This window comes from Streptomyces sp. NPDC020845 (assembly GCF_044334165.1).
GTDB lineage: Bacteria > Actinomycetota > Actinomycetes > Streptomycetales > Streptomycetaceae > Streptomyces.
This window is the reverse complement of record NZ_JBIRSJ010000005.1, coordinates 89606-106746: the sequence shown is the minus strand read 5'-3', so window position 1 is coordinate 106746 and position 17141 is coordinate 89606. Positions and strand designations below refer to the sequence as shown.

Genomic DNA, 17141 nt, shown 5'->3' with positions numbered 1-17141 from the left:
TCGGACCGTGGCTGTACAACCATGGTCGACACCGGCGCCCGGCGATTGTCAGCGGCGGGCCGACGACGCGCGGGGCGGGCCACCGGCACCGTGGCCTTCGTGATCGAAGTCAACCAACTCACCAAGCGATACGGCGGCACGACGGCCGTCAAGGACCTGACCTTCACTGTGGATCCGGGCTATGTGACCGGCTTCCTGGGGCCGAACGGCGCGGGCAAGAGCACCACGCTGCGGATGATCCTCGGCCTGCACGAGCCCACCAGCGGCAGCGTCACCGTCGAGGGCCGCCCCTTCGCCGCCCGCCCCCGCGGGCTGCGCCACATCGGCTCGCTGCTCGACGCGCAGGAGGTGCACGGCGGGCGCAGCGCGGTGGCGCATCTGTCCGCCCTCGCCCGGAGCAACCGCATCCCGCGGCGCCGAGTCGAGGAGGTGCTGGAGCGGGTCGGCCTCGCCGAGGCCGCCCGGCGCCGCATCGGCGGCTTCTCGCTCGGCATGAAGCAGCGGCTCGGCATCGCGTCCGCGCTGCTGGGCGACGCGCCGGTGCTGCTCTTCGACGAACCGCTCAACGGCCTGGACCCGGAGGGGGTGAAGTGGGTGCGCGAGCTGTTCCGGGGGCTGGCCGCCGAGGGGCGCACCGTGTTCGTCTCCAGCCATCTGATGTCCGAGATGGAGCACACCGCCGATCAGTTGATCGTCATCGGCCGGGGCGAGCTGATCGCGGCGGAGAGCCTGGAGGAGTTCTCGGCCCGGGGCACCCGGCAGAGCGTCGAGGTGCGCACGCCCGCTGTCGGCGTTCTGCGGGATCTGCTCACGGCCGAGGGCGCGGCGGTGCACGCGGAGGGCGAGCTGCTGACCGTGATCGGTCTGGGCGTGGCCCGGATCGGGGAGATCGCGCATGCCCACGGCGTTCCGCTGCACCATCTCAGCGCCAGGTCCGCGTCGCTGGAAGAGGCGTTCATGGAGCTCACCGCCGACAGCGTCCAGTACCTCGCGGGGGAGTCCCGATGACCGCGACCGCTGTGCACCTTCATGCCGCCGAACCCCGCCCCCGGTTCGGCGATCTGGCCGCCGCCGAGTGGATCAAGCTCCGGTCGCTGCGCTCGATCTGGTTCGGGTACGGGGCGACCGCCCTGGCCGTCATCGCGTTCAACGTGGGCACCGCCTATGACACCTACCGCAACTGGTCGCGGCAGAACCCGGAGGGCCCGGAGGGCTTCATCCGGGCCGGGATTCCGCTGGACGAGGCATTCACCGTGAACGCCACCACGGTGATGATGCTCGCGCTCGGCGCCCTCGGTGCCATGGCGATCGTCGGGGAGTACGCCACGGGCACCATCCGTACGACGTTCGCGGCCGTTCCGGCGCGCCGTTCGGTGATGGCGGCCAAGGCGGTGGTGGTCGCGGCGGCCACGGCCGTCTTCGGCGCGTTCGTCGCGGGGGTCTCGTTCGCCGCGACCCAGGCGATCCTGGACCGGCGGGGCGCGGGCGTCTCGCTCGGCGACCCAGGCGCGCTGCGCGTCGTGGTGGCGTCCGCGCTGCTCGCGCCGCTGTGCGCGCTCGTCGGCCTGGCGCTCGGCGCGGTCATCCGGCAGACCGCGGGCACTATGATCGCCTCCTCGCTGGTTCTCCTGGTGCTGCCGTTGGCGCTCACCGACGGCCGCCACTGGTCGGCGGTCGCCTCACACGGCACGCTCTACCAGGCGTGGCGTCGGCTGGTGGCGGTCGACTACCACCCGCTGCACTACCCGTGGACCGTCGGGGGAGCCTGGACCGTCTACGCGCTGTGGGCGGTCGCCGCGGTCGCGATCACCGTGGTCGGTGTGCACCGGCGCGACCAGTGAGCGGACGCCTGACCGGCGCGCGGTGAATGTGCCGTACGCCCCCTGCTGACTCTGCGCGCCGCTGGGCACCCGCACAAGCGGGTTCCAGGGGCCAACAGTCCCTATGCCAGAGCCACTTGCGTCTCCACACTGAAAGGCCTTCCGGCTGGTGGGCGCCCTCGCGGGCGGCGTGTCGGCCGGGAGCAGAGGGGTTCGGGGGAAGCGGGGGGACCGCGTGGCTCTGCATCGGGGGCGGTCGCTTACGCGGCCGGAAGAGGGGCGTCGTGCGCCCGGCGTGAAGGTGCCCGTGAAGGTGCCCGTGAAGGTGCCGTACCGGCGGCGCAGGCCGGGCGCCGAGTCGCCGGCCGTGCGGCACCGGCTGGCGTGGCGCGATATGGAATGGCAGATGCTCCGCATCCTGCTGATCTTCCGGCTGATGCACGGCATCCAGCTGGCCGTGACCGTGCCCGGTATCGCCGGGCACACCCGGCACCCCGGCCGCGCGCTGACACTGCTGCTGGCGGTGCTGGCCGAGTCGCTGTGGTTCGTTCTGCACATCTTCCGCAACCACCGCCGGGTGCTCGCCCGGGACGCGGGCGGCGAGCCGGACGCGGCGCGGTCCGCCGGAACGGCGGAGGACGCGGCGGCGGGGCAGGGGGCGCCGGGGCTGGGGGCGGCGGGGCACGGGCCCACGGTGTACGACTCCACCACGGCGGCGGTCGAACTGGGCTCCGCCGTGGTCTTCTTATGGGCCTGCGCCCTGGTCATGGGGGAGAACCGGGCCGCGGACATGGCCCCGCTGCTGGTGCTGACCACCGAGCAGATCTCCGGCGTGGGCGTCGGCTCGGCCCTCGGCCAGCGGCTGCGCGTCCTGGTCGGCGGCACAGCCGCCGTCGCCGCCTCGTACGCCGCGGTCATCGCCCTGGGCGACCCGTCGGCGCTGGGCCGCTCCGATGTGCTGATCGGGCTCACCGGCTACGGGGCGCTGGCCTACCTCATCCGGCGCGGCGGCGTCTTCCTGCTGCAACTCTCCGCCGACCTCGGCGATATGAGCCTTCAGCTGCATGAGCAGGAGCAGCGGAAACTGCTCGCCATCGAGCTGCACAACCACCTCGGGCACACCCTCAACGCCTTCCAGAGGGTCGACATCACCGATCCCGAACAGCTCGACTCGCTGCGCAAATCCGCGGTGGTGGCCCGGGAGCGGCTGGCCACCTTCATCGCCACCGGGCGGTTCAGCGAGTCGGTGCCGCTGATCGGCATGGTGCACCGACAGGTCGCCCTGGCCACCAACGACCGGCTGACCGTGGAGCCGATCATCCCCGACCACGTCGTCGAGGCGGCGGCCCGGATCCCGCCGCCCGAGGTGGAGCTGCTGGAGCCCGCCCTGCGGGCGCTGCTGATCAACGTGCCGCGCAGCGCGGGGGTGCACGACGCGGTGCTGCACGTGGACGTGATGCCCGCACCGGAAGGTTGGGAGGGCGGCGATGTGGTGGAGCTGGTGGTCACCGACCACGGCACCGGATTCCCGCCCGAGGTGCTGGCGAGCGGGGTCAGCCGGATGAGGTCGCTCGCCGTCCACGAGCGGCTGCTGCGGGAGCGGGGCGGGGCGCTGCAGGTGCAATCGGTCAGCGGGCTCACACAGGTGACGCTCACCCTCCCGATCGCATCGGCCGCCCGCGCCCCGAGGAAGCCATAGAGCACATGCCGAGGAGATCAAGGGGGGCGTCCGTCATGACGTCGGAAACTGAGCGGGATGACCGGCAGCCACTGCAAGTGGCCGTGGTCGAAGACCACGAGATGACCAGACGCGGCCTGGTGGACGCGCTCAACGACGACCCGCGGCTCACCGTGGTCAGCGAGGTCGACTCGGTGAGAAAGCTGCGCATCAGCGGCGCGGAGTACGACGTATGCGTGGCCGATCTGATGGGGGTGGCCACGGCCGAGGAGTTCGCCGAACTGGTGCGCCGCTCGGATGTCGTGGTGTGCACCGCGGCCGAGCAGTGGCGCCAGCGGGTGGCCCCCTGGGTGTGCGGGGCGAAGGCGGTGTTCGGCAAGACCGTGGGGCCCGCCGTCCTGGCCAACGCGGTCTGGGACGCCCGCCACCACCCGCACTGGCTCAAACCCCATCTGGCCTCCGCCCTGGAGACGGCGGTGCGCGAATGCGGGCTGACCCTCCCGCCCTACCTCGCCGAGGTGCTGTTCAAGACGGCCCGGGGCGGGCGGGTGCCCTGGATCCTGGAGGAGCTGGGTGTCGAGGAGGACCAGTACCGCAAGGACCTGTCCGACTTCCAGCAGCAGTGCGTCCAGGCCGGACTCGGCCAGCTCACCCTGCTGGACGCCCTCTACATGGCCGCGTCGGCCGAACAGACGGCGCCCCGCGAGCCCGTGGTGTTCTCCGACTGGGCGGCGGGCCTGAGCGAGGGCCAGGTCCGGGTGCTGGAGTGGTACGCGGACGGCTACTCGTACGAGGAGACGGCCGCCGCGCTGAACGTGAAGGTCTCGACGGTCAAGACACAGATCGACCGGGCGATGACGGCCTGCGGGATCAGCTCGAAACCCGCCGACGTCCGGATGATTTTCGCGATGTACGTATGCTCCCGGCACACCAACCCCGACCTGCTGCTGCGCCGGCTCAACGCATTGGGCGCGCATCCGCCCGGCAAGCTCACGGCGGAGCGGTGACAAACCGGGCGGCCTGTCGGTTTCTGTCCCGGCCGAACAGGGCCCTGTCGTACCAGAGGACGACAGGGGAGGGCGCGATTGCCCGCCCTCCCGGGGGACGAAGAGTGACAGGCGCGACGAGGAGCATCGAGGCAAGCCCCCGCAGGGTGCGCGGGGTCCGGGGGAGCTGGGGGGAGAGGCGCATGTCCGAAGAGAAAGCCGTCCGAGGGGCGGCGAGCGGGTCGGTGAGCGGGCCTGCGAGCGGGCCGGGGAGGGAGCTGACGGGCGGGGCGGCACAGGCCGACCGGGTGCTGGAGACCGCCGACCGGATGCTCCACGGGATCGTCCGGCTCATGGATCTGGGCGACCGGGTCGGCGAGGCCAGGAGCGGCCTGGGCGCCAAACGGGCGCCGCTCCACCCGATCCTCGGCTACTCCGACGTGGTGGCCTTTCTGGTGCGCAACCGCGCCGCGGTGCCCGAGGCGGCGGGGGGCGCGGTGCTGCGGCGCCGCAGCGGCCGCGAATACCTCGTCCAGACCTTCTTCCTGGACGCCGAGGGCACCCCGCTGCACGGCACCGGGGCGGCCGACGCGCCGGTCTGGGTCTGCCGGGCCCAGCGGCTCGACGAGGAACTGGCCGCCGCCTTCGGCGATACGGACCTGATCGTCTTCCAGGGAGGGGCGTGACCGTGCTGAGTCTGCTGACGACCGTCCTTCTCGGCCTCGGCGGGCTGGGCGCCGTCGCGGTGGTGTATGTCGTGATCGTGACCATCGAATACCTCGCCGACTGGTTCCGCGCCCGCAGCGACCGGCTGCACCTCGACCCCGATCTGCGGTGCGTCACGGTCGCGGAGTCCATCCGCGACGGCAAGGTCAGCTACATCCAGGGCGTCTTCGACACCTCGCGCGAACAGTTCGTCGAGAGCCGCCGGGTCAAGGGCGAACGGGCCGACGAGCGGGTGCGCGGCGCCCACCGGACCCACCAGGTCGCCGTCTGGGGCTGACGGGTTGACGGATTGACCATCTGTCCGCCTGACCACCGACGACAGCCGTGCACGCGGCGAGCGGAGGACCGGAGTGAAGAGGAATATCAGGCCCGAGGGCCACCCCGTACGGCCCGGCGGGGCGGCGCCGCGCCCCGCGTTCGCCGTCACCGGCATCCCCGGCGGCACCGACGAGGTCGAGGCGGCCCTGCTGCGCAGCCGCCTGATCGCCGCCGTGGACGCCTTCGGCGGCCACCATGGGCCGGAACCGCTCACCGTCACCATCACCAACCGGCCCCCGGACCGACCACCCGCGAAGGCCGAGGCCGAGGCGGAGGCGGCGGACGGACCCTCGGTGGCGGAGCGCGCGGAGCACTTCACCGCCACCGCCCCGCTGTACACCTTCGACCGGCTGGTGCTCCCCGACCGCACCATGGAGCAACTGCTGCGCGCGATCCACATCGTGGAGCGGCGCCGCACCCTGTTCGAGGAGTGGGGGCTGCGGACCATCCAGCCGCACCCCAGCTCGGCGGTGAACCTCGAAGGCCCGCCCGGCACCGGCAAGACGATGGCCGCCCACGCCATCGCGGACCGGCTGGGCCGCCCGCTGATCGCCGCCCGCGCCTCCCAGCTGGAGAGCAAGTACCACGGGGAGGGTCCCAAGAACCTGGACGCGCTCTTCCACGCCGCCGGGGCCCAGGGCGCGGTGCTCTTCCTCGATGAGGCGGACGGCCTGATGTCCGCCCGCTTCGAGACCACCAGCCACGGCTCCGAGCACGCGGTGAACGCCATGCGCAGCGAACTGCTCACCGCGCTCGACCGGTTCGAGGGTCTTGCCGTGTTCGCCACCAACCTGGTGTCCAGCTACGACACCGCCTTCGACAGCCGCGTCTGGCACGTCCGGTTCCCGGTCCCCGACGAGGCGGCCCGCGCCCGGATCTGGTGCCGCCACCTGCCCGGGACGCTGCCCCTGGCCGACGACGTCCGTACGCAGGACCTCGCCGCCGTCGACGACGTCACCGGGCGGGACATTCGCCGCGCGGTGATCGACGCGGCGGCGGAGGCGCTGCTGACGGGGCGGGACCGGGTCGGCCAGGCGGATCTGCTGGCCGCGGTGGAACGGGTCAAGGAGAGCCGCCCCCACCGCCCGGCGCCGCTCCAGCCCCCGGAAACGCCGCAGCCCCCGGAAACGCCGCAGCCCCGGGAAACACCGCAGCCCCCGGAAACACCTCCGCCGCCGGAACGACTGCGTCCGCCCGCAGCCGGGAAGTGACCATGACGACGCCCCGCCACTTGGGCGGGGCGCGTCACGGGCGCCGGCCCGGTGTCGGAGGGAGCAGAAGGTGCGGCGATTCGAGGGTTATGCGGTCGTACTCACCGGCGCGGGACGGGGCATCGGCGAGGTGACCGCCCGCCGCTTCGCCGCCGAGGGCGCCCGCGTGCTGATCACCGACCTCGACGGCGAGCGAGCCGCGAAGGCGGCCGCGGCGATACGGGCCGACGGCGGCGAGGCCGAGTCGCTGGCCTGCGACGTCGCCGACCGTACGGCGGTCGAGGCGGCCGTCGCACACGCCGTGGACCACTTCGGCGCGCTCGACGTACTCGTCAACAACGCCCTGTCCTGCACCCCCGACACCCCGCTGTTCGAGGACCAGCCGGACGACGCGTGGCACCAGGACCTCGACATCACCCTGACCGGCGCCTTCCGCTGCGCCCGCGCCGCGCTGCCCCACCTGGCCGCGGCGGGCGGCCGGGGCGCGATCGTCAACGTCGGCTCGGTCAACGGCGAGCGGGACTTCGGCAACCACGCCTACAGCGCCGCCAAAGCGGGCCTGGCCAGCCTCACCCGCACCCTCGCCGGCCACGCCGCCCAACGCGGCGTCCGCGTCAACCTCGTCGCCCCCGGCACCATCCACACCCCCAACTGGGACGGCCGGGAGGACGCCCTCGACCGCGCCGCCCGCGTCTACCCCCTGGGCCGCGTCGGCGAACCCGCCGACATCGCCGCCGCCATCACCTTCCTGGCCTCCTCCGATGCCTCGTGGATCACCGGCGTCACCCTCCCCGTGGACGGCGGTCTGCTGATGAGCAACGTGGGCCTGCGGGCCGCCATCGCGGGGGAGTGACGGCCCTCCCGATCACCTCAAGGCCGCCGGATCATCCGCCGCATGACGTCCACCGGTAGGGAGGGATGCCGGGCTGCCTCCTCCGCGGCCTCGGGATCCCGCAGCAGCCGCACCAGCGCCTCCGCCGGCAGCCCGGGGTGCCGGGCCGCCGCCCTCCGTATGGTCGACTCGGGGTCGTCCACCAGTCGCACTGCCGAATCCACGGACAGTCGCGGGTCCTTCGCGGCCCGCAGCCGTACCTCGTCGTCGGCATCCCGGGCGAACCGTTCCACCAGCTCGGCCGTCGACTGCGGGTCGTCCAGGGCAAGTTGGCGCATGCGCGCGCTGGGGTCGTCGGCATACCGGAGCAGGCCCTGGCGCGGGAAGTTCGGATGGCCGCGCGGCCGGTCGGGACAGGTCAGGCTGCCGGTCCACCACCGCCACACCCCCAACAGCATGTCGGCGGGCGCGTCGTCGCAGGACTCGGCCAGGAAGAGGTGCACGACGCGGTCCTCGTCACGGGCGAGGCGTTCGACCACGTCCGGCGGCAGGCGCTTGGCGCGGGCCACGCTCCGGCGCACCAGGAGGTGGGACGAGGCGGCAAGGCGGCGCATCGCCTCGGGATCGTCGTGGAGCGCGGTGACCCAGTCGAGCGCGTGAGTGAGCCCGTCCGGGTCGATGTCCACCTGGATGTCCGCCCGCTGCTCCTCGGTGAGTTCCGGCCGTAAGGCCACCACATGGCGGACCCCGTCGTCGGGGTCCCGGGCGAGCACGGCGACCAGCTCCGGGGCCAGCCGCGGATTGCGCGCGAGCGAGCCGCGCTGGGCCGGGGTGCCGTGGTGGACCAGGTGCTCGGCGAGGTCGTGCGTCAGATGACAGGTTTCGAGAGCAGTGTCACCGAGATCTTCGGCCTCGAAGACCGGCCGGGGCAGCGGCTGGTGCTCGTGGTGCCGCAGCAGCGCGGCCACGCGGACCTCGCCCTCGGGGTCGGTCAGCAGCCCCTGCCGGGCCGCCCTGTCCAGATGCGGCCAGGCACGCGGGCAGGCGGCGGCCCGTACGCCGGGCTCCGGGTCGAGGGCCAGCGCGGTCAGCAGCAGTACGGGCAGCCCCGTCAGCCGGGTGGCCTCCGCGCGGATACGTGCCTCGGGGTGGGCGGCCACCCGCTCGTACGCGGCCTCGGTGAGCTCATCGCGCCGGTCCGCCGCGAGCAGGGTGAGGACCCACAGGTTCCTGGGCTTCTGCTCGCCCAGGATCAGCCGGGCCCAGCACTCGGCCGTGAGGTTCGGCTGGCACTCGGCCAGCTGTCCCCGCACCTTCCACTCCGGGTGGACGACGGCTGCCTCCACGACCGAGGCAGACTGCTCGCGCCACAGAAGGTAACGCGAGCGGCCCAGCAAATCGCACCGCAGGTCGTCGGGTACGGCCGGGTTGGCCCCCAGCCCCTGCGCCCACATCTCGCCCAACCGCTCCGTGGGCTCCGGCCCCTCGAACAGCGACTCCCACACGGCCGCGCCCCGGCTACGGGGTGACACCCAGCGACGCGAAGTCGTAACCGCCGCCATAGATGTGGCTGGTATAGACGTTGGTCAGCCGGGGGCCGCGCCAGGTGTAGCTCTTCTGGAAGATCAGGGGGACATAGCCGGCGCTGTCGGAGACCTTCCGGTTGATCTGCCGGTACATCTCCCTGATCTTCCTGCGGTCCTGCCCGGCGATCGCCTTGTCGAAGAGGCTGTTGATGGATTTGTCGTCCAGCTGGGGGAAGTTGACATTTCCGGTGGGCAGGATGAAGCGGCCGTCGGCCAGGGGCTGGAGAAATCCCTGGGCGGTCGGGAAGTCGGGGAGCCACCGCCCGAGGATGATGCCGTAGCCCTTCTTCTTGACGGTCGAGGGCGAGCCCACGACTTGGTAGTACTCGCCGAGTTCGATCTGCTCGATGGTGAAGCTGATCCCGATGGGCTTCAGCGAGGACTGCAGCGCCTGAGCGGCGGAGAGGTCGTCGGGGTTTCCGGCGCGGACCGCGATGGTGGTCCGGAAGCCGTTCGGCTTACCACAGGCCGCCAGTTCCTTTTTCGCCTTGGAGACATCGGCCCTTCCGCCGCGCTCCCGGACGCCGTACGGATCATCGGAGGGGTTCGCCCCCTCGATGCCCGGCGGGAGCATGTTGGTGGCGATCTCACCGCCGCCGGGGCCGCCGAGGGCCGTCTGCACGGACTGCCGGTCCGTCCCGTAGATGACCGCCTTGCGGCAGTGGATGTTGTTCATCGGCTTGACGGTCCGCGGCAGGCCCAGATAGCGGATGCCCATGGTGTACGGGTCGTCCAGCCGGGTCTTGAGCTCGGTGCTGCTCACAGCCTTGGCGATGGCCGGCTTGGGAAGCGAGGTCGGTTCGAGATCCACGTCGTAGGAGCCCGCGAAGAGCTGCTGGCTCCTGGCGTTGTCGTCCAGGACGATGTCGACCGTGATCCGGTCGGGCAGGGCGGCGCGGACGGGGTCGGAGCTCTGGTTCCATTCGGTGTTGCGGACCAGCTCCAGCGACTTGTTCGGCGTATACGAGCCGAATTTGTACGGCCCTGAGGAGAACGGACGCTCTTGGTATTTGGCCTTGGTGTCCTTCGCGCTCGGCACGGGCGAACCGGCCGGCATCGCCAGCATCTGCTCGAAGTCGCTGTTGGGCTCGGCCAGATGGAAGACGATGGTGTTCGACGTGGGAGTCTCGATGGCCTTCAGGCCCAGCTTGCCGTCCTTGTAGGGGCCCTTGTACTTCCCGTCGGGGTCGAGGACCTGCTTGAAGTAGGTCGGGCCGCCGGGGAGCACATCGGTGGCCCAGCCCCGCTCGATGCCGTATTTGACGTCCTCGGAGGTGATGGGCGAGCCGTCCTCCCAGGTGATCCCGTCGCGCAGGGTGTAGGTGTACGTCTTGCCGCCGTCGCTCACCTTGCCCTTGCTCGTCGCGAGGTCCGGGACCAGATCGGAGCCGCCCTTGTCGGGTTTGGGGGCGAAGGTGACCAGCTGACGGGTGAAGTAGCGGGAGAAGTTCCACGCGAAGCCGTAGTAGCTGCGCTGCGGATCCCAGGAGTCGGCGTCGCTCCTGCCGACGAACTTCAGCGTGCCGCCCTTGGTCTTCGACGGATTGACGACGTCCTGGGTCGCGTCGTTGTACGCGGGGGCCTTCTTCGTCGGGGTGCTCGTCGGCGACGGCTTCGCGACGGGCTTCTTGGGGGAGTCGTCCTCCGTCCACTTGTTCACCAGGGGGATGCCGGCGGCCAGCAGGCCACCGACGACCGCCACCGCTATCGCGGAGCGGATGAGGAGCCGGCGGTTGCCCGGCCCGCCGCTGCCGGGGGGCGGGGCTTGGGCCGGGGCGAATCCCGGGGGCCAGGCGGGCGGGGCGGGCGGCGGTGGAGGAGCCTGCCCGGGGGCGTACGGCGGGGGCGGCAGGGGAGCGCCGGCGCCGGGCGGCGCGTACGCCGGGGGCGTCGGGCCGAAGACGGGCATGGCGGGGGCCGTGTTGCGCGCCAGGGCGAGGCCGCCCGCGAGGCCGCCGCGGTCGCGCTTGTGCGGCAGCGGCCGTCCCTTGGCGCCCATCGCCGCGTACGCCTGCCCGTAGACGGTGTCCAGGTCGAGCAACTGCGGCCCGCCCGGAACCCCTTCGTTCAGCAGTCTGAGCAGTTCGCCGGTGAAGGCGGTGTGGGGCTCGCCGGGCGGGGCGAACGCGAAGCTGCTGTCGGGGACGGCGGCCAGCAGACAGGCGCCGTCGAGCTCCGCGCGGTCGACCACCGCCTCGATCCCGTCCACGAAGCCGGGCGTCTCACCGCTGAGGCAGCAGTCGAGCAGCATCACCTGCCGGCCCGCCCGGCCGTCGGACATGACATCGCGCAGCGTGCCGTACGACAGTCCCGTATAGGACCGCTGCCGCTGCGATCCGGTGAGGCCGAGGACCAACTCGCCGCGGCGCGACTCGACCAGGGAGTGGCCGGCGAAGTACACCAGCAGGGTGTCGGTGGCCTCCTCGGCCGCGGTCCGGACGGCGTCCAGGACCTCGACCGGGTCCTGGGGGTTCTCGATGACCGTGCAGTGCTCGGGGGCGAGCCCCCACGTGTGCGGGGCGCACAGGGTGGCGGCGAGCGCGCGGAGGTTGTTCGCCACCATCGGCAGCTGCTCTATGTGGTCGTAGCGGCTGGTGCCGATGAGCACCGCCCGAGAAGTGGCCGCGTCGGGCAGGACCGTCACCGCTGCCGCCCCTCATTCGCACCGGCGGGCGCGGCGGTGAGCCGCCGCTGCCCTCGCCCAGCACCGCTCGCCTCAACGCCGATCCGCAACGGGCCCCCCTTTGAGTGATGACGGCCTCATATTGTGCACTACTCAAGGGCGGCCGGAACTGCCCGTTCGGGGTACGTCGGCGGTCCTTCCCGAGCGCTCCCGCTCAGTACTCCTTGAGCGAGTACGAGTTGGCGACGTCCAGGTCCGCCCGGAGGTCGGCGACGAACTCCTCCCCCTCCACCTCGCCGAGGTCCATGGCGTCCCGGGCGTCCATCACGGCCTTGTTGGTCAGCGCCAGCTCCTGGTTGGCGGTCACGTATCCGCGCAGCTCCCGCTCGTACGCCGCGAAGGCGGCCGTGTGGTCGCCGTCCGCGGCCTTGACCTCGCCCGCCAGGACGTACGCGCCGACCAGGGCCATGCTGGTGCCCTGGCCGGACATGGGCGAACCGCAGTAGCCCGCGTCGCCGAGCAGCGCCACCCGGCCGCGGGACCAGGAGTCCATGCGGATCTGGGCCATGGAGTCGAAGAGGAAGTCCGGGGCGCCCCACATGTGCTCAAGCAGCCGGGGCATCTCCCAGCGGGCCTTGGCGAACTCCCGGGCGATCAGCCGCTTCTGCGCGTGCGGGTCGCCGGTGTCGGACTCGGCCGGCGGCTCGTCCCAGTCGAAGCCGACGTAGACGCGGACCTCCTGGTTGTCGCGGACGCTCATCACCATTCCGCCCCACAGGTCGCCGCCCATCTTGTAGACCACCTGCCAGCGGTCGAGGCCGAGGAAGTTGGGCGCCGTCCATACGGCCAGCGAGGTGCCGAGGTGGTGCAGATAGTCCTCCTCCGGTCCGAAGGCCAGCCGCCGGGTGTGGGAGTGCAGCCCGTCGGCGCCCACGACCAGGTCGAAGCGGCGCTTCGTACCGCCGCGGAAGACCACCCGCACGTCGTCCGCGTCCTGTTCCAGCCGGTCGATGGAGTCGCCGTAGACGTACTCGATCCCGGCGCCGCCCGCGTCGGCGACGACCGCGGCGAGGTCGTCGCGCAGGATCTCCACATCGGGGCTGTCGAGGTCGCCGCCGCTGACGGTGCGCTCGGTGGTGCGGAACAGCTCCTGGCCCTCGTCGTCGACCACCGACATCCCCCGCAGGTCGGTGCTGAGGCCGTGGATCCGGTCGAGTACGCCCATGCGCTCGGCCACCTCCAGCGCGGGGCCGCGGACGTCGATCGCGTGTCCGCCGGGGCGGGGCCCCGCGGCCTGCTCGACGACGGTGACCTCGTATCCGTACCGGTCCAGCCAGTAGGCGAGCGCGGGCCCGCCGATACCGGCGCCCGATATCAGAACGCTCTGCTGACGCTTCTTCTGACGCATGGTGACTCCCCATCGGTGCAGCGAGTGGTTGGTCGGACAACTCGATGCTGGTCCGGGCCACCGACGTGGCACCGACGCGGAGCCGACACGCGCCCGCCAACGCCGACGCGGCGCCGACACGGCCTGGGGGCCTGCCGACAAAGGGGGCGCCCTGCTCCCGACGCCGCAGTGACATCAGCCGCTACCGCGGCGGGCGGCGCCTCGCTGCGTTGTCGCACCGCCCGCCACGCCGCGGCAGCGGCAAATCGATCGCAGCGCCCAGTACGAGGACGATGCTCCGCCTTGCGATGCGCCCCCAGCTACCGCTGGGAGGTGCCCCCGGCCAGACGCCGCTCGCGGCCGGACGCCCCCTTTGACGACAGACCCTAGGGGCCGCGCCGACGCCGCGTCGGTCGTGCGTCAGATGGTGTCGCCTGGGTCAGCCCGCGCGCAGCACGGAGGCCACGATCGGCCCCGCCGAGTCACCGCCGTGGCCGCCCTGCGGGACCACGGCCGCTGCCGCGAGGTCGCCGCTGTAGGCGGTGAACCAGCCGTTGGGCTGCTTCTGCCCGTCGACCTCCGCCGAGCCCGTCTTGGCGCCGAAGTCACCGCTCATCCCGGACATCGCCTGGGCGGCGGTGCCCGCGGTGGCGGTCAGCTTCATCAGGCTCTTGAGCTGCTGCCGGGTGCTCGGCTTCATGGCGCGGGCGGCCTTGGCCAGGGTCCGGTTGTCCAGCGAGGGGGAGACCAGGTAGGGCTGGTGGAAGGAGCCGCTGGCGACGGTCGCCGAGACCGAAGCCATGTTGAGCGGGTTCATCCGCACCCCGCCCTGCCCGATGAGCGACGCACCCTTGGAGGCGGCGGACTGCACCGGCACCGCGCCGTCGAAGGAGGAGATGCCGGTCTGCCAGTTCAGCCCGATGCCGAAGACGTCCCGGGCCTCCTTGGTGAGGTCGTCGTCGGCCAGCTTGGGCGCCTGGCTGATGAAGGCCGTGTTGCAGGAGCGGGCGAAGCTCTGCTCGAACTTGCCGCCCTTGATCTCGAACTTGTCGTCGTTCTGGAACTTCCAGCCGCCGTACGAGAAGTACTTCGGGCACGGGTGCGGCTTGCCGTAGCCCGCCAGGCCCTTGTCGATGAGCAGCGCCGAGGTGATGACCTTCATGGTCGAGCCGGGCGCGTACGAGCCCTGGAAGGCGGTGTTGAACCCCTGGGCCGGGGAGTTGGCGACCGCCAGGACCTCGCCGGTGCTGGGCTTGATCGCCACCACCGCGGCCTTGGACCGCTTTTTGACCGCCTGCTCCGCCGTCGCCTGCAGCTTCGCGTCGATCGTCGTGCGGAGCGTGCCGGCCTTGCCCTTGGAGAGCACCTTCAGCGTCTCGTCCGGGGACTTGGAGCCCTTGGCACGGGAGATCCACGTCTCCACGCCGGGCGTGCCGCCCGCTTTCTTGCCGTAGCGCTCCCGCAGTCCGTCCAGGATCGCCTTGAGCGTCGGGTGGTCGGTGGCGCTCAGCTCCGCGCCGTCGCGGTCGACGGCCTTGATCGGGGGCGTACCGGCCGGGCCCGTCTTGAGGGCGTCCCCGGCCTGGAGCTTCGGGTGCACGACCGACGGCTTCCAGTCGACGACCGCCGCCCCGCTGGTCTTGTCGCGGGTGACGGTCAGCGAGGATTCATACGTCCAGGGGATCTGCCGTCCGCCGTAGGCGATCTGCGCGTTGACCGTGAACGGCACCGTGCTGCCGGTGGGCTGCCCCGCCGCCAGCATCGCCTTGCCGATGTGGGCCTTGTCGCGGTAGGCGGTGAGCGCGGCCGTGGCGGCCTTGTCGTCGTCCGTCAGACCGGCGGCCTTCGCTGTCTGTCCCGCGGACCAGGCGGCCAGGAAGTCCCGGGCCGTGGCCTTGACCTCGGCCGCGCTGGGCGGGCCGGTCTTCACCTTCTTGACCACCGGCTTTTCGTCGCTCGTCCCGCTGTCCGCGCCGTCCTTCGAACCGGTCGAGCTGTCCTGTCCACCACCGCAACCGGCGACCCCGACCATGGCGGCGAACACCGCACCGATGACCGCGGCTCTCGCGCCACTCCGCATTGCAGAACCCCCACAGTCCCTCGAAGCCCTCCACCGCTCGATGGAGTGCGTGGTCCGGGGCACTCTACCGGCATCGAGAGCGGCGACTTCGCCCCTCGGATCCCCTCAGATCCAGGTGTCCAGCCAGATCCGGGACCGCCATTGATCCATGGGCAGCGTCTGACCTGTGTAGAGGGGGAAGAAATAAATGAAATTCCAGATGATGAGAAGCACGAGCACACCCGCGCCGACCGTGCCGATCACCCGCCGGTTCTCCGAGGCCCCCGGCGGCCCCACGATGGCGCCGACCATCATCGCCACCGCCAGACACAGGAACGGCACGAAGACCACGGCGTAGAAGGAGAAGATCGTCCGCTCCTGGTACAGGAACCACGGCAGATAGCCCGCCGCCAGGCCGCACAGCACCGCGCCCGCCCGCCAGTCCCGCCGCAGCGCCCACCGGAACAGCAGGTACACCACCGCGAAGCAGGCCGCCCACCACAGCAGCGGGGTGCCCAGCGCCAGCACCTCGCGGGCGCACTTCTCGGTGGCGTCCTTGGGACAGCCGGCCTCGCCGGGGGACGGGGACTCGTAGAAGTAGGAGACCGGGCGGGACTGGATCAGCCAGCTCCACGGGTTGGACTGGTAGATGTGCGGATCGTCCAGGCCCACGTGGAACTTGTAGACCTCGGTCTCGTAGTGCCACAGGCTGCGCAGCGGGTTCAGCCAGGCCCAGAGCCCGTGGTCGCTGTAGCCGCCGCCCCCCAGTTTCTTCGGGGTCTCGGCCCAGTGCCGGAAGTAGCCGCTGTGGGTCCAGCCGCTGCGGGCGCTGTAGCTGCCGCTGGTGGTGAACCAGCCCCACCAGCTGGCGAGGTAGGTGACCAACGCCACAGGCACGGTCGCGAGGAAGGCCCACAGGGTGTCGCGGCGCAGCATCGCCCGGAAGGGGCGGCGCGCCCCGGCCGTGCGGCGGGCGCCCATGTCCCACAGGACCGTCATCACGCCGAAGGCCGCCAGTACGTACAGGCCGTTCCACTTGGTGCCGGCCGCGAGCCCCAGGCACACCCCGGCGGCGATCCGCCACGGCCGCACGCCGAGCTTCAGCCGCGCGGCGATCTCCGCGTCGGGGCGGGCGGTGCCGTCCGGGCCGACCGGCAGGGCGGCGGCGAGCCGCGCCCGTGCCTGGTCCCGGTCGATCAGCAGACATCCGAAGGCGGCCAGGACGAAGAACATGACGACGAGGTCGAGCAGCGCGGTGCGGCTCATCACATAGTGCAGACCGTCCACGGCCAGCAGCAGCCCCGCCAGACACCCCAGGAAGGTGGACCGGAACAGCCGCCGGCCGATCCGGCACAGCATGAGCACCGACGCCGTGCCGAGCAGGGCGACCATGAACCGCCAGCCGAAGGGGGTCAGGCCGAAAAGCTGCTCGCCGACCGCGATGACCCACTTGCCCACCGGCGGGTGGACGACATACCCGGCGGCGTCGCTCAGCGGGATCTGCTGGGGATCCGCGATGATCTTGCCGTTGGCGTTTTTCGGCCAGGTGCCCTCGTAGCCGAGCTGGAGCAGCGCCCAGGCGTCCTTGGCGTAGTACGTCTCGTCGAATATGACCTTGCCGGGGCTGTCGAGCCGCCAGAAGCGGAGCAGCCCGGCGAACAGCGCGACCAGCAGCGGCCCGCCCCAGCCGGTCCAGCGGGCGATCCGCGACGCCGCCGGCGGAGCCGCGCCCAGCGCCTCCCACAGCCGGGTCCCCGGCTGTGGGTAGGGGGGCACCAGCCGCTCCCGTACATCGGACCGCGGCCGGCCCGCGTATCCGAAGCGGCGCAGCCGGCGCTGCCAGGCGGGCGGATGCTGGCCGGCGGCTCGGCCCGGCTGGGCGTGGGTCGCGGTGTCACTCGTCACCCGGCCCATC

Annotated in this window: 13 protein-coding genes; 8 read left to right on the top strand and 5 right to left on the bottom strand. The window is 71.9% G+C overall.

Translation table 11 applies throughout. From position 1 onward, the window contains the following. Positions 1-99: 99 nt before the first annotated feature. The 8 genes from ACH4U7_RS13400 (at position 100) to ACH4U7_RS13365 (ending at position 7592) form a co-directional block, all read left to right on the top strand. Entirely contained in the window at positions 100-1008 is a 909-nt protein-coding gene (locus ACH4U7_RS13400) for an ABC transporter ATP-binding protein (protein ID WP_398528093.1), read from the top strand. After that, a complete protein-coding gene (locus tag ACH4U7_RS13395) occupies positions 1005-1841 on the top strand; it encodes an ABC transporter permease (RefSeq protein WP_398528092.1) in 837 nt (278 codons plus the stop codon). Before ACH4U7_RS13400 ends, ACH4U7_RS13395 begins: the two co-directional genes overlap by 4 nt. 286 nt (positions 1842-2127) lie before the next feature. Further along, entirely contained in the window at positions 2128-3519 is a 1392-nt protein-coding gene (locus ACH4U7_RS13390) for a hypothetical protein (RefSeq protein ID WP_398528091.1), read from the top strand. A 35-nt stretch (positions 3520-3554) separates the two neighbouring features. Further along, on the top strand, positions 3555-4505 hold the full coding sequence (locus ACH4U7_RS13385) for a DNA-binding response regulator (RefSeq protein WP_398528090.1): 951 nt from the start codon (positions 3555-3557) through the stop codon (positions 4503-4505). A gap of 182 nt (positions 4506-4687) precedes the next feature. Further along, positions 4688-5170: a hypothetical protein gene (locus ACH4U7_RS13380; RefSeq protein ID WP_398528089.1), complete on the top strand. Its 483-nt coding sequence runs from the start codon at positions 4688-4690 to the stop codon at positions 5168-5170. After that, on the top strand, positions 5167-5487 hold the full coding sequence (locus ACH4U7_RS13375; protein ID WP_014176973.1) for a hypothetical protein: 321 nt from the start codon (positions 5167-5169) through the stop codon (positions 5485-5487). The genes ACH4U7_RS13380 and ACH4U7_RS13375 overlap by 4 nt, the downstream gene beginning before the upstream one ends. 73 nt (positions 5488-5560) lie before the next feature. Further along, entirely contained in the window at positions 5561-6739 is a 1179-nt protein-coding gene (locus ACH4U7_RS13370) for an ATP-binding protein (RefSeq protein WP_398528088.1), read from the top strand. 70 nt (positions 6740-6809) lie between these two features. Beyond that, on the top strand, positions 6810-7592 hold the full coding sequence (locus tag ACH4U7_RS13365) for an SDR family NAD(P)-dependent oxidoreductase (RefSeq protein WP_398528087.1): 783 nt from the start codon (positions 6810-6812) through the stop codon (positions 7590-7592). Positions 7593-7609: 17 nt separating this feature from the next. Here ACH4U7_RS13365 and ACH4U7_RS13360 read toward each other — a convergent pair whose 3' ends face one another. The 5 genes from ACH4U7_RS13360 to ACH4U7_RS13340 form a co-directional block, all read right to left on the bottom strand. Next, positions 7610-9103: a PE-PGRS family protein gene (locus ACH4U7_RS13360; RefSeq protein ID WP_398528086.1), complete on the bottom strand. Its 1494-nt coding sequence runs from the start codon at positions 9101-9103 to the stop codon at positions 7610-7612. Beyond that, a complete protein-coding gene (locus ACH4U7_RS13355) occupies positions 9090-11801 on the bottom strand; it encodes an ABC transporter substrate-binding protein (RefSeq protein ID WP_398528085.1) in 2712 nt (903 codons plus the stop codon). The genes ACH4U7_RS13360 and ACH4U7_RS13355 overlap by 14 nt, the downstream gene beginning before the upstream one ends. A gap of 193 nt (positions 11802-11994) precedes the next feature. Then, entirely contained in the window at positions 11995-13188 is a 1194-nt protein-coding gene (locus ACH4U7_RS13350; RefSeq protein WP_398528084.1) for an FAD-dependent monooxygenase, read from the bottom strand. 418 nt (positions 13189-13606) lie between these two features. Further along, entirely contained in the window at positions 13607-15247 is a 1641-nt protein-coding gene (locus ACH4U7_RS13345; protein WP_398528083.1) for a penicillin-binding transpeptidase domain-containing protein, read from the bottom strand. 105 nt (positions 15248-15352) lie between these two features. Further along, a complete protein-coding gene (locus ACH4U7_RS13340) occupies positions 15353-17131 on the bottom strand; it encodes a dolichyl-phosphate-mannose--protein mannosyltransferase (protein ID WP_398528082.1) in 1779 nt (592 codons plus the stop codon). Positions 17132-17141 lie beyond the last annotated feature (10 nt).